Origin of the sequence: Isoptericola halotolerans (genome assembly GCF_003003075.1) — a bacterium.
GTDB classification, from domain to species: domain Bacteria; phylum Actinomycetota; class Actinomycetes; order Actinomycetales; family Cellulomonadaceae; genus Isoptericola; species Isoptericola halotolerans_A.
The window spans coordinates 336055-348661 of the sequence record NZ_PVTX01000001.1; the positions used below are offsets into that span (position 1 = coordinate 336055).

Below are 12607 nucleotides of genomic sequence, written 5' to 3' on the forward strand. Positions count from 1 at the left end.
GACACGTCGGAAACGGAGGGCGTATGACCGATTTGCCCGTCCCTTCCTCGCTCGCGGCCCTGGTTTCCGGCGAGCAGCTCGCCGCCGCGATCGCCACCACCACCGTCCCCGCCTTCATCACCGGGCCGTGGGAGGCCGGGATGCCGGTGATCTGGGTCAACGAGGCCTTCGAGCGGCTGGTCGGCGTCGGCGCCGACGGCCTGCGGATGCTCGGCCCGCACCCGCTCCTGGCACTCGTCGAGGACGACCCGAACCGTGCCGCCGCCCAGGCGGACCTCGCCGCGGGGCGTTCGATGCGGCGCATCGTCAGCGCCCGCAAGCGCGACGGCGGCGTCAGCTGGCTGCAGGTGGACGTCACGCCGATCCCGCACGCCGAGGGCGAGGAGATGCGCTGGGTCGGCGTCACGACCGACGTCTCCGAGTACGTCGACCAGCAGGCCGCCCAGCTCGCCTCGCTGGAGGTCGAGCGCCGGCAGCGTGCCGACCTGGACCTCATCGCCCAGACGACGGAGCTCCTGGGCGACCTGGAGTACCCGTTCGCGCTGCGGGACATCGCGGACCTGCTGCGCTCGCTCGTCCCGTGGAGCGGCTTCTACCTCAACGACGACGGCCTGCAGTACGCCGAGGGCGTCGACGTCGCGTCGCCCCCCTCCGGCCGCGGCCGGCGGCACACCCGGTACGTGCCGGAGACGTGGCACACCGACGACCTGCAGGGCGACGCCCCGCACCCCGACGAACCGGGCGAGGCGCCGGCCGGCGGACCGGATGGGAGCGCTCGCACCCCGGGTGCCGCCCCGTCGGTCGACCACGTCCAGGAGCTGCTCGACGGCGTGGTCGACGGTCCGGTCCGTCTCGACCTGGGCGGGTCCTACGGCCCGCACTCGGCGTCGGGCTGGCTGCGCCGCGACCTGGTGCGCCGCGTGGTGGAGGAGTCGGGCGTGGTGCCGCGCTCCGTCGTCGTGCACGCCGTGGCGGGCCGACGGCGGGTGCTGGGCCTGCTCGTGACGTGGCACGGCGACGCCGCCCGCGGGCCGGGCGCCACCGAGGCCGGTGGCTGGTCCGAGCCCGGGCCGGAGCACATCTTCACCGTCGTCGAGGTCGTCGCGCGCCGTGCGGGCACGGCCATCGACAACGCGCGCCTGTACGCCCGGGAGCACCGGCTCGCCGAGGCGTTGCAGCGCGCGATGCTGCCGGAGCAGGCGGACGTCTCGGGGCTCGACGTCTGGACCTACTACGCGCCCAACGCGGAGCACGCCCAGGTGGGCGGCGACTGGTACGACGTGCTGCAGATCAGCGACGGCACGGTCGGGCTCGTCATCGGTGACGTCGTCGGGCACGACGTCGAGGCCGCGGCCGCGATGGGCCAGCTCCGGTCGGTGGTGCGCGCCTACGCCTACGAGCTGACGACGCCCGGGACGGTGCTCGACCGGGTCGACCAGCTCGTCGCAGGGATGCGCGTGCCCCGCCCCGCCTCGATGGTCTACGCCACGCTGCGCCACGTCGCCGACGACGACTCGTGGTCGGTCGAGTACACGCGCGCCGGCCACCTGCCCCCGCTGCTGCTGCGCGACGGCGACGTCCGGCAGCTCGCGGGCGCGGGCGGCTCCCTCGTCGGGTTCGGCACCACGACCCGCACGACGGGCAGCGAGGTGCTGCACCGCGGCGACATCCTGCTGTTCTACACCGACGGTCTCATCGAGCGCCGCGACCGGTCGCTGAAGGTGGGGCTGGACACCCTCGTGGAGATGTCGGGCCGCATCACGGCGCGGGACTCCGCGGGCGTCGGCGAGGAGCTGCTCTCCCGGCTGGCGGACTCCCCGGAGGACGACGTCGCCATCGTGGTCGTGCGGGTGCCGGACCCGGTGCAGGACGCCCAGGTGACGGCGCTGAGCCCGCGCTCGCGGCGCTGGCTGCTCCCGAGCGAGCCCGCGTCCATCGGGCGGGCGCGGCACGCCGTGCTGCGCACCTGCCAGGCCTGGGGGCTGCCGGAGTCCGCGGCCGCCGAGCTGGTGGTCTCCGAGCTCGTGGCGAACGGCGTGCTGCACGGCTGGGGGAACATCGCCCTGCGCCTCTTCGACACGGGCGACGGCCTGCGGATCGAGGTCGAGGACGCCAACCCCGCACCGCCGGTGGCCACCGACGGGCACCCGAACCGGGTGGGCGGGTTCGGCATGCAGATCGTCGAGCGGCTGGCGGACTGGGGCTGGCGTCCCGCGGGCTCGGGCAAGCTGGTGTGGGCCAAGCTGCGGTCGCAGCCCGCCGATGGGCAGGACTCGGTCCCGCTGCCGGGCTGAGGCCCCGTGTCGGCCCGGCGTCCGCGGCAGCCCCGTGCGCGTCAGCCCCGTGCGCGTCAGCCCCGTTCGCGTCAGCTCAGCGTGAGCGTGCGCACCTCGCCCGCCGAGGTGCCGGCGTCCACGAGGAACTGCGCGCAGCGGTCGGCCTCCGCGTCCTCGCCGATGCTGCCGGCGGCACGCGACAGGGAGAGCAGGGCTCGCAGGAATCCTTGGTTGGGCAGGTGGTCGGCGGGGATCTTCCCCTGGCCCCTCCAGCCCGCGCGCCGCAGCGCGTCGAGCCCGCGGTGGTAGCCGGTGCGCGCGTAGGCGTAGGCGGTCACGGCGTGGACGACGTCGTCGCCCCCGTCGAGCGTCTGCTCGGCCAGCACGGCCCACACCAGGCTCGACGCCGGGTCCGCGGCGGCGACGCGGGCCGGGTCCTGGCCCTCGGCGAGGGCGGTCCGCGCCGCGGCGTGCTCGTCCGGCAGGTACGTCGGGGGCGGCCCACCGAGAAGGTTGTCCACAGGCTGGGAGGTGCTCATGGCGACATTCTCCCAGGCGATCGGCCGATTGCCCACGCCGTGCACCCACGGCGCGCTGCCCGACGCGACGTCGAGGGCGGCCTCGGGGGTCCGTGGAGCGCCCGACGCGGGTAGTCTCGTGGGCATGATCGAGATCGCGACGTCCTCGACGACGACGACGCTCGTGATCGCCGGGGACCTGGACCTTGCCGAGCGGGACCAGTTCCCCGAGATCGCGGCGCGGGTGGTGGGGCTGCGCCGTCAGCTCCTGGTGATCGACATGTGCCGGGTGACGTTCATGGACTCCACCGGGGCGGCGTTCCTCATCTCCCTGGCGGACTCGGGGCGCAAGCGCGGTGGCGCGACGGTGCTCCGCGGGTCCGACGAGCGCGACCTCTTCGTGCTGGAGGTCTGCGGCGCGCTCGACCTGTTCCGGATCGACCACGACCACCAGTGCGAGCAGTCGGACACGTCCACCGGGGCGACACCGGTCCAGCTCCCGCAACGCCCGCGACCGTCCTGACCTGCCGGCCGCGACCCGCCCGGCGCCGCCCCCGGCCCCGGGCCAAGGTCATGGCCGGGTAAACTTCGGCGAGGCCCGGGGCAGCCCCCGGGCTCACCGATTCACGAGGAGAGTTGATCCATGCCAGCCGTGGTGCTCGTCGGCGCCCAGTGGGGCGATGAGGGCAAGGGGAAGGCGACCGATCTTCTCGGAGACCGCGTCGACTACGTGGTGAAGTTCAACGGCGGCAACAACGCCGGGCACACCGTCGTCATCGGGGACGAGAAGTACGCCCTGCACCTGTTGCCGTCCGGCATCCTGTCGCCCGGCGTCACGCCGGTCATCTCGAACGGCGTCGTGGTGGACATCGAGGTCCTCTTCGAGGAGCTGGACGGGCTGATCGAGCGCGGTGTGGACGTCTCGCGCCTGCTCGTCTCGCAGGGCGCGCACGTCATCGCCGGCTACCACCGCACGGTGGACAAGGTGACCGAGCGGTTCCTGGGCAAGCGCCGGATCGGCACGACGGGCCGCGGGATCGGGCCCGCCTACGCGGACAAGATCAACCGCGTCGGACTGCGTGTCGCGGACCTCTTCGACGAGAAGATCCTGGCGGAGAAGATCGAGGGCGCCCTCGACCAGAAGAACCACCTGCTGGTGAAGGTCTACAACCGCCGGGCCATCGAGGTCCAGGAGACCGTCGACGAGCTCCTGCAGCACGCGGAGCGGCTGCGGCCCATGGTGGCCGACACCGGGCTCGCGCTGAACCAGGCGCTCGATCGCGGCGAGACCGTCCTGTTCGAGGGCGGCCAGGCGACGATGCTCGACGTCGACCACGGCACGTACCCGTTCGTCACGTCGTCGAACGCGACGGCCGGCGGCGCGGTGACGGGCTCCGGCGTCGGGCCCACGCGCGTCGACTCCGTGATCGGCGTGGTCAAGGCCTACACCACCCGGGTGGGCGAGGGGCCGTTCCCGACGGAGCTGTTCGACGACATGGGCGCCTACCTGCAGAAGGCCGGCGGCGAGTTCGGCGTGACGACGGGCCGGGCCCGCCGCTGCGGCTGGTACGACGCCGTCATCTCCCGCTACGCGGCGCGCGTCAACGGGCTCACGGACCTGGTGCTGACCAAGCTCGACGTGCTCACCGGCCTGGAGAAGGTCCCGGTCTGCGTCGCGTACGACGTCGACGGCGAGCGGTACGACGAGATGCCGATCGACCAGACGGCGTTCCACCACGCGAAGCCGATCTACGAGGAGCTCGACGGCTGGTGGGAGGACATCTCGCGCTGCCGGACGTTCGAGGACCTGCCGGTCAACGCCCAGCGTTACGTGCGCCGGCTCGAGGAGATCTCCGGCTGCCGGGTCTCCGCCATCGGCGTCGGGCCGCGCCGCGACGAGATCATCGGGATCCACGACCTGATCCACGCGCGGGCCTGAGTCGTCGGCAGCACCGCTGTCTACACTCGCGGGCATGGTCGACCAGCCGCCCGTCCCCGGCCCTGACGTCGTCGCCGCGCTCGCCCCGGAGGGTGCGCTGCGGGCGGTGGTGAACCTCGGCAACCCGGTGCTCGCCCAGGGCGCGCCGGACGAGCCGCGGGGCGTCACCGTGGACATCGCCCGGGAGCTCGCCGACCATCTCGGGGTGCCGGTGTCGTTCGAGTGCGTCGACGCCGCCCGGTTGTCGTTCGCGGCCGTGGCGGAGGGGCATGCCGACGTCGGCTTCCTCGCCGTGGAGCCCGCCCGCGCCGCCGAGGTCGCGTTCACCGAGCCGTACGTGCTGATCGAGGGCGTGTTCGCCGTCCCGCAGGCGTCGTCCGTGCAGGTCGCGGACGACGTGGACGCCCCCGGGGTGCGTGTCGGGGTCAAGGAGGGGTCCGCCTACGACCTCTACCTCACGCGCACGCTGACGCGAGCCGAGGTGGTCCGCGGCGACGAGGGGACGGCCGTGTTCGAGGCCGAGGGCCTCGAGGTCGCGGCGGGCATCCGTCAGCCGGTCGAGCGGTGGGTCGCGCAGCGGCCCGGGCTGCGCGTCGTCGAGCCACGTTTCACCGAGATCCGCCAGGCCGTCGCCACCGGTCGCGACCGCTCGCCGGAGGCCGTCGCGTGGCTGCGGGACGCGGTCGTGGCCCTGCGCGACGGCGGGTTCGTCGCCGCGGCCCTCGCGCGGTCCGGTCAGGAGGCGACCGTGCCGGGGACGCCTGCCTGACCCGGCCGGTCGTCCCCGGCACGACGCCACCGGTCAGGGCCGTGGTCCTGGCAGGCGGTCGTGGGCGCCCCTAGACTGGGCGCCCGTGAAGATCCTCGTCGTCGGGAACGGTGCCCGCGAGCACGCCATCGTCCACTCCCTCGCCTCGGAGCCGGCTGCCGGCGGTGTCGCGCACGAGCTGCACGCGGCTCCCGGGAACCCGGGCATGCGAGCGCAGGCCACGGTGCACGCGGTGGACGCGAACGACGGCGGGGCGGTCGCTGCGCTCGCCGTCTCGCTCGGCGCGGACCTCGTCGTCGTGGGTCCGGAGGCACCGCTGGTCGCCGGGGTCGCCGACGCCGTGCGGGCCGCCGGGGTGCCGGTGTTCGGCCCGTCCGCCGAGGCCGCGAGGCTCGAGGGATCGAAGGCGTTCGCGAAGGAGGTCATGGCCGCGGCCAACGTGCCGACGGCGATGGCCCACGTGTGCACCACCCTCGACGAGGTCACCGCGGCCCTCGATGCCTTCGGGCCGCCGTTCGTCGTCAAGGACGACGGGCTGGCCGCCGGCAAGGGCGTCGTGGTGACGTCCGACCGGGACGCCGCCGTCGAGCACGCCCGAGCCTCCCTGGCCGCCCGCGGCGACGCGGGCACCGTGGTGATCGAGGAGTACCTGGACGGCCCGGAGGTGTCCCTGTTCTGCCTCTGCGACGGCACGACCGTGGTGCCGATGGTGCCCGCACAGGACTTCAAGCGCGTGGGCGACGACGACGCCGGACCCAACACCGGGGGGATGGGCGCCTACACGCCGCTCGACTGGGCTCCTGCCGGGCTCGTCGGTGAGGTGGTCGACCGCATCGCCCAGCCCACCGTCGACGAGATGGCTCGCCGTGGCACACCGTTCACCGGTGTGCTGTACGTGGGGCTCGCGCTGACCTCCCGCGGGACCCGTGTCGTCGAGTTCAACGTGCGGTTCGGCGACCCGGAGATCCAGGCGGTGCTGGCGCGGTTGCGCACCCCGCTGTCGGGCGTGCTGCTGGCCGCCGCCCAGGGCAGGCTCGCCGAGATCGAGCCGCTCAACTGGTCCGACGACGCCGTCGTCAACGTCGTCGTGGCGTCGCAGGGCTACCCCGAGTCGCCCCGCAAGGGCGACCCGATCAGCGGGATCGACGCGGCGGCCGCGCTGGACGGGGTGCACGTGCTGCACGCCGGCACCGCGGTGGCCGACGGCGGCACGCTCGTCAGCGCCGGGGGCCGCGTCCTGTCGGTGGTCGGGCACGGCGCGGACCTCGCGGCCGCACGCGCGGCGTCGTACGCGGGGGTCGCGCTGGTGGACCTGCCGGGCTCGCACCACCGCAGCGACATCGCGCTCCGGGCGGAGCGCGGCGAGGTGTCCGTGCCCTGAGCTCGGCCCGTCGGACGGCGGAGTGAGAGACTGTGCGCCGTGACCGACGCGCGCCCCACCTCGACGCCCGAGAACCTGACCAACGACGCCTTCGCCGGCGGCCCGCTGGACCTGCCCGGCTGGCGGCACGTGTACTCCGGCAAGGTCCGCGACCTGTACGAGCCGGACCTGCCCGCGCTCGGCGGGGTGCACCCGCTGGGTGACGTCGTCCTCGTCGTCGCGAGCGACCGGGTCTCCGCGTACGACCACGTCCTGTCGCCGGGCATCCCCGACAAGGGTGTGGTGCTCACGCAGCTCAGCCTGTGGTGGTTCGAGCAGCTCGCCGACCTGGTCGACAACCACGTGGTGACCACCGAGCCCAGCGCCGAGCCGGGCGACGGGCTGGTGCCCGACGTCGTCGTCGGCCGCGCGATGATCTGCCGTCGCCTGGAGATGTTCCCCGTCGAGTGCGTGGCGCGCGGCTACCTCACCGGTTCGGGACTGGCCGAGTACCGGGCCGGCGGCGAGGTCACCGGCATCCCGTTGCCGGACGGCCTGGTGGACGGCTCCCGCCTGCCGGAGCCGATCTTCACCCCGGCGACCAAGGCCGAGGTGGGGGAGCACGACGAGAACGTGCCGTTCGACGAGGTGGCGCGCCGGATCGGCGGCGAGGACGCCGCTCGCCTGCGCGACCTCACGCTGGCGGTCTACCGCCGCGCCGAGGAGATCGCCCGGGACCGCGGCGTCGTCCTCGCGGACACCAAGCTCGAGTTCGGCACGGTGCCCGACGGCGGGACCGGCGCCGAGCGGATCGTCCTCGGCGACGAGGTGCTCACCCCGGACAGCTCCCGGTTCTGGCCCGCCGACTCCTGGGAGCCGGGCCGGGCGCAGCCGAGCTTCGACAAGCAGTTCGTGCGGGACTGGCTCACCTCGGACGCCTCCGGGTGGGACCGCGCGGGCGGGGGCGAACCGCCCGCGCTGCCCGCCGACGTCGTGCGCCGCACCCGCGACCGCTACCTCGAGGCGTACGAGCGGATCACGGGCGCGGCGCTGGCCTGACCGACGTCAGGACGCGACGTGGTCGACGTGCTCGAGCAGGTCGCCGGGCTGGCAGTCGAGCTCCCGGCAGATGGCGTCGAGGGTGGCGAGTCGCACCGCCCTGGCCTTGCCCGTCTTGAGGATGGACAGGTTCGCCACCGTGACGCCGACCCGGTCGGCGAGCTCGGTGAGCGTCATCTTCCGTTCGACCAGCATCCGGTCGAGCCGGATCACGATCGGCATCAGACCGTCAGCCTGCGCTCGTCCTCGATGGCGGCGCCGTGGCGGAAGACCTCGGCCACGAGGAGCACCAGACCTCCGAGCGCGACCTGGACGAGGTCCACGCCGTCGGGGTAGCCCTGCGTCCCCACCGGGTCGAGGAACGGCGGTCCGTACCCCGCGAAGTGGAGCGCTTGGACCTGGTGCAAACCGGTGAAGTGGTCCAGTGCCGGTGCCAGGGCTGCGCTGGCGATCGTCAGCCAGCCCATGGCGCGCAGATACTGCACGGTCCTCGCGCTGAACGCGTTCCCGGCTGCCGCCGCCGCGAGCAGTCGCCACAGCAGGAGCAGCCATACGGTGATCACCGTCCCGATGATCACCTGCTTGACGACCTGGGCGGCCACCCAGGGGTTCCAGCCGCCCGTCGTGGCCAGGCGAACCTCGCCGGTCAGCACAGCCTCCGTCGGCCGGAGGCTGGGGTCCTGGTAGACGACGTCGTCGCGGATGAGCTGTTCGCCGCCGTCCTGGACGAGCTTGTAGCAGAACGATCCGTCGCCGGGGTACTCGTTCGGCAAGAGCTCGGTGATGTCGAACTCCTGGCAGACCGGCGACGCGGTCGTCACCTGGACCGACAGCGTGTCCTGGAAGTACAGGGGGCCGAGGCTGTAGTCCGCCGGGTAGGTCACCTTGCCCGTCAGTGCCATGGCACCGATCACCGCCGCCGCGACGGCCAGGGCCGCAGTGACGACGGCGGCGGCCAGGGCGACCCAGCCCCCGATCTTGAACGCTCGCCGTGCTCGGGCCATCGGTTCGTCTCCCATATTGTCTTTCGATGTGTTCACATCGTTGGGCGACGATCTCTTATCGAGAATCGATACGTCAAGCGTCGGGGGCTGGAGTCGTCAGAGGCCGGAGCCGGCGACGCTGCCCGCCTCGAGCGGGCTGCCGTCCATCGTGGCCGCCGAGCAGAGCAGCAGCCGGTCCCCGAGGGCCCACGACGCCTGGGTGGGGTGGAAGTAGACCGCCTCGAGCGCGGAGTCCGCGTACTCGACGCCGATGTACTCGGAGAATGCGTCCAGGCACAGCGTCTCGATCTGGCTGACCATCGCGTCGTCGCCGGGGTACTCCGTGGCTTCGACCTGGTCCACGGCGATGACCTCGGCGCCGTGCGGGCCGGCGCAGTCCGCGGGGCTCATCGGGTCGCCGCTGGTGAGGTCGGCCGGCGGGTCGAAGCAGTCGCCCACGACCATGTCGAGCCCCATCGACTGCTGGTAGCTGTCGTTGAAGCTCTCCTGGAACCCCTCCTGGAAGCTGTCCTGGACGTCCTCGTTGGTGGCCAGCACGAAGAAGAACACGATGACCAGGCTCCAGGCGACGGTCGCGATCGCGCCGAGGACGATGCCCGCGATCGCGAAGCCCTTGCCGGAGCGGCCGGACCGCTTGGTCCGGACCAGGCCCGCGATACCGAGCCCCACCGCGACGAGGGCCATGCCCAGGATGCCCGTGACCAGCGCTGCGATCGAGACGCCGTCGGTCCCCTGCGGCTGCGGTGCCGCGTACGACGGCTGTTCCCCGGGCACTGGTGCGGGCGGCTGACCAGGGCCGTACGGCGACGTGCCCGGGGCCGCCGGCGGTGCGTCCTGCCCTGCACCGTCACGGGACGGGTAGGGACCCGTCGGCGGGGTCGGTGTGGCGGTGCCGTCCGCCGGCCGGTACGGGTCGGGCGAAGGGGTCGACGTCACGGTTTCTCCAGTTGTGTGTGCTGTTGCGACAGTTGCGACCCTAGCGGTGCCCACCGACGGTGGGCGAGACCCGGGTCACGGACCGGGACGGGTAGACTGACGCCGGAATCCCGCCGTCGTGCTCCCGCCCGTCTCGCGCGCCCCGCGTAGCTCGTACCGTCCGCGCGTGGACCGGGATCCCGGAGCGACGGCCCGTGCAGAGCCCTGAGGAGCCCGTTGTGGGACGCGTCGTCGTCGAGGTCATGCCCAAGCCCGAGATCCTGGACCCCCAGGGCAAGGCCGTGGTCGGGGCGCTGCCGCGCCTCGGTTTCACGCAGTTCTCCGGTGTCCGTCAGGGCAAGCGGTTCGAGCTCGAGGTCGACGGCGAGGTGACGCCCGAGGTGCTCGAGGCCGCCCGTCAGGCCGCCGGGACGCTGCTGTCCAACCCGGTCATCGAGGACGTCGTGCGCGTCGCCGACGCCTCGGAGGAGTCCGCCGGGGTGTCCGCCTGATGAGCGCCGGCACCGTGGAGAGGACGCTGGCCTCCGCCCGCATCGGCGTCATCACGTTCCCCGGGACGCTGGACGACCGGGACGCCGCCCGCGCCGTCCGCCTCGCCGGCGGCGAGCCGGTGTCGCTGTTCCACGCCGACGGCGACCTGCAGAACGTCGACGCGGTCGTGCTGCCCGGCGGGTTCTCCTACGGCGACTACCTGCGAGCCGGCGCGATCTCCCGGTTCGCCCCCGCGATGGACGCCGTCGTCGACGCCGCCCGCGGCGGGATGCCCGTGCTGGGCATCTGCAACGGGTTCCAGGTCCTCACCGAGTCGCACCTGCTGCCGGGGTCCATGGTCAAGAACGACCACCTGCACTTCGTGTGCCGCGAGCAGGTGCTCGCCGTCGAGAACGCCGAGACCGCCTGGACCAACCGGTACACCGCGGGGCAGCAGATCACGATCCCGCTGAAGAACCAGGACGGCCAGTTCGTCGCCGACGAGCGCACCCTCGACGAGCTCGAGGGCGAGGGCCGGGTCGCGTTCCGCTACGTCGGCACGAACCCGAACGGTTCGCGCCGCGACATCGCGGGCATCACCAACGCCGCGGGCAACGTGGTCGGTCTCATGCCGCACCCTGAGCACGCCGTCGAGGCCGGGTTCGGCCCGGACAGCGCCGAGGGTCACCGTGCCGGTACGGACGGTCTCGGCTTCTTCACCTCGGTGCTGGCCTCGCTCGTCCACGCGTGACCACGAGAAGCCCTCGCGTGACGGCGGAGGTCTGCGCCGGCACGGCGGAGATCGTCGAGGTGCCCTGGGGGGACGCCGACGCCGCCGCTCTGCGTGCCGAGGCCGTCGCGGACCTCGGGCGCCGCTACGGCGGGGACGAGGACGCGAAGGAGGTCATCGACCCGGCGAGCATCGTCGTGACCCTGCTGGCACGGGTCGACGGGGCCCCGGCGGGCTGCGGCAGCATCCGGGACGTCTCGGGCACCGACGACGGCCGCGGCCGGGGTGCCACGCACCCCGCGGCCACCGGTGAGGTCAAGCGGGTCTACGTGCTCGACGGCCACCGCGGGCGGGGCATCGCACGACGGCTCATGGCGGGTCTGGAGCGGGCCGCGCGCCAGGCGGGCTTCCGCCGCCTCGTGCTCGAGACCGGGACGGCGCAGCCGGAGGCGATGGCCCTCTACCCGGCGCTGGGCTACGAGCCGATCGAGTCCTACGGTCGGTACGCCGCCGAGCCCGACCAGCGCTGCTTCGGCAAGGATCTCTGACTCTCTCGTTCGGCAGCTTCGGCGTCGTTCGGCAACTTGAATTGCCGAACGTGACGCGAGCTGCCGAACGAAGCGGCTGGATCGGCGGTGCTCAGGCGTGCAGCAGCGGCCGCACCTCGCGGCCGAGCAGCTCGACGAAACCCACGAGGTCCGGGTCGTCCGCCGTGGGCTGGATCGCGACGGCGGTGGCACCGGCGTCGGCGAGCGCGCGGACGCCCGCGGCGATCGCCGCCGCGTCACCGGCGGCTCCGATGCCGCGGTCCGGCGCGGCGCCCCACTGCGGGAGCTCCCGCGCCAGGCGGTCCTCGGCTCCCGGCCCGGTCGTGGCGATGAGCGTGGCGTGCACGTCGGTCAGCTCGTGCCCGGCCGCCCGGGCGGCCTCCTGGGCCGTGCCCACCGCGGCGCGGACGTCGTCGGGCGTCAGCGCGTTCGCCAGGATCAGGCCGTCGCCGAGCTCGCCGGCCAGCTCGAGGGACCGTGGCCCGACACCGCCGAGCCAGAGCGGCACGTCGTCCGCGGGCGGCCAGTCGAGTCGGACGGCGTCCAGGTGCACGTAGCGGCCCGACGTCGTCACCTCCTTGCCGGCCAGGAGCCGGCGGAGGGCATCGGTCGTCTCGCGCAGCAGCGTGAGGGGGGAGCCGACCTTCACTCCCGACTGCGCCATCCACTCCTGCACACCGTGCCCGACGGCCGGCACGAACCGGCCGGGGAACATCCGCGCCAGGGTCGCGATCTCCATCGCGGTGATCGCCGTGCTGCGCAGCGGCGCGGGCATGAGCCCGAGGCCGACGCGGACGCGGTCCGTCCACGCCAGGGCGGCGGCCGCCGAGGCGAGCCCGCTCTGCTTGAAGCAGTCCTCCCAGACCCACAGGTCGTCGAGACCGGCGTCCTCGGCCGCGGTCGCCAGCGTGCGCAGGCTCTCGGGCGGGTAGGTCGGGACGAAGGCGACCCCGAGGCGGGGAGCGGGCGACGTGAGCGGCGCTGCAGTCATGGCCCC

At 73.5% G+C, this 12607-nt stretch carries 14 protein-coding genes; 9 read left to right on the forward strand and 5 right to left on the reverse strand.

Translation table 11 applies throughout. The features are described from left to right. Window positions 1–23: 23 nt before the first annotated feature. On the forward strand, window positions 24–2294 hold the full coding sequence (locus BCL65_RS01605; protein ID WP_106264559.1) for an ATP-binding SpoIIE family protein phosphatase: 2271 nt from the start codon (window positions 24–26) through the stop codon (window positions 2292–2294). A gap of 71 nt (window positions 2295–2365) precedes the next feature. Here BCL65_RS01605 and BCL65_RS01610 read toward each other — a convergent pair whose 3' ends face one another. Then, window positions 2366–2815 (reverse strand): DUF3151 domain-containing protein, encoded by a 450-nt coding sequence (locus BCL65_RS01610; protein ID WP_106264561.1) that lies wholly within the window; start codon window positions 2813–2815, stop codon window positions 2366–2368. Window positions 2816–2939: 124 nt separating this feature from the next. On the opposite strand from BCL65_RS01610, the gene BCL65_RS01615 reads away from it, so the two are divergent. The 5 genes from BCL65_RS01615 (at window position 2940) to BCL65_RS01635 (ending at window position 7921) form a co-directional block, all read left to right on the forward strand. Then, window positions 2940–3317, forward strand: coding sequence for an STAS domain-containing protein (locus BCL65_RS01615; RefSeq protein WP_106264563.1), 378 nt, complete (start codon window positions 2940–2942; stop codon window positions 3315–3317). Between the two features lie 120 nt (window positions 3318–3437). Then, window positions 3438–4733, forward strand: a complete 1296-nt coding sequence (locus BCL65_RS01620; RefSeq protein ID WP_106264565.1) for an adenylosuccinate synthase — start codon at window positions 3438–3440, stop codon at window positions 4731–4733. A 34-nt stretch (window positions 4734–4767) separates the two neighbouring features. Beyond that, window positions 4768–5502: a transporter substrate-binding domain-containing protein gene (locus BCL65_RS01625; protein WP_106264566.1), complete on the forward strand. Its 735-nt coding sequence runs from the start codon at window positions 4768–4770 to the stop codon at window positions 5500–5502. An 85-nt stretch (window positions 5503–5587) separates the two neighbouring features. After that, entirely contained in the window at window positions 5588–6883 is a 1296-nt protein-coding gene (purD, locus tag BCL65_RS01630) for a phosphoribosylamine--glycine ligase (protein ID WP_106264568.1), read from the forward strand. 75 nt (window positions 6884–6958) lie between these two features. After that, window positions 6959–7921, forward strand: a complete 963-nt coding sequence (locus tag BCL65_RS01635; RefSeq protein WP_106265147.1) for a phosphoribosylaminoimidazolesuccinocarboxamide synthase — start codon at window positions 6959–6961, stop codon at window positions 7919–7921. 6 nt (window positions 7922–7927) lie between these two features. Here the strand turns inward: BCL65_RS01635 and BCL65_RS01640 are convergent, their stop codons facing one another. The 3 genes from BCL65_RS01640 to BCL65_RS01650 all read right to left on the reverse strand — a co-directional run bounded on the left by BCL65_RS01640 (window position 7928) and on the right by BCL65_RS01650 (window position 9861). Continuing rightward, window positions 7928–8143, reverse strand: coding sequence for a helix-turn-helix domain-containing protein (locus tag BCL65_RS01640; RefSeq protein ID WP_106264570.1), 216 nt, complete (start codon window positions 8141–8143; stop codon window positions 7928–7930). After that, window positions 8143–8940: a DUF2975 domain-containing protein gene (locus BCL65_RS01645; RefSeq protein ID WP_106264572.1), complete on the reverse strand. Its 798-nt coding sequence runs from the start codon at window positions 8938–8940 to the stop codon at window positions 8143–8145. Before BCL65_RS01645 ends, BCL65_RS01640 begins: the two co-directional genes overlap by 1 nt. An 81-nt stretch (window positions 8941–9021) precedes the next feature. Next, window positions 9022–9861 (reverse strand): DUF4190 domain-containing protein, encoded by an 840-nt coding sequence (locus tag BCL65_RS01650; RefSeq protein ID WP_125206477.1) that lies wholly within the window; start codon window positions 9859–9861, stop codon window positions 9022–9024. Between the two features lie 218 nt (window positions 9862–10079). On the opposite strand from BCL65_RS01650, the gene purS reads away from it, so the two are divergent. The 3 genes from purS to BCL65_RS01665 are packed head-to-tail and all read left to right on the forward strand — an operon-like array spanning window position 10080 to window position 11610. Next, window positions 10080–10352 (forward strand): phosphoribosylformylglycinamidine synthase subunit PurS, encoded by a 273-nt coding sequence (purS, locus tag BCL65_RS01655; protein WP_106264576.1) that lies wholly within the window; start codon window positions 10080–10082, stop codon window positions 10350–10352. After that, entirely contained in the window at window positions 10352–11083 is a 732-nt protein-coding gene (purQ, locus tag BCL65_RS01660; protein ID WP_106264578.1) for a phosphoribosylformylglycinamidine synthase subunit PurQ, read from the forward strand. Before purS ends, purQ begins: the two co-directional genes overlap by 1 nt. Then, window positions 11080–11610 carry a GNAT family N-acetyltransferase gene (locus tag BCL65_RS01665; RefSeq protein WP_106264580.1) on the forward strand — a complete coding sequence of 177 codons (531 nt, stop codon included), beginning with the start codon at window positions 11080–11082 and terminating at the stop codon, window positions 11608–11610. The genes purQ and BCL65_RS01665 overlap by 4 nt, the downstream gene beginning before the upstream one ends. Before the next feature lie 91 nt (window positions 11611–11701). Here BCL65_RS01665 and BCL65_RS01670 read toward each other — a convergent pair whose 3' ends face one another. After that, window positions 11702–12601, reverse strand: coding sequence for an LLM class flavin-dependent oxidoreductase (locus BCL65_RS01670; protein ID WP_106264582.1), 900 nt, complete (start codon window positions 12599–12601; stop codon window positions 11702–11704). Window positions 12602–12607: the final 6 nt, after the last annotated feature.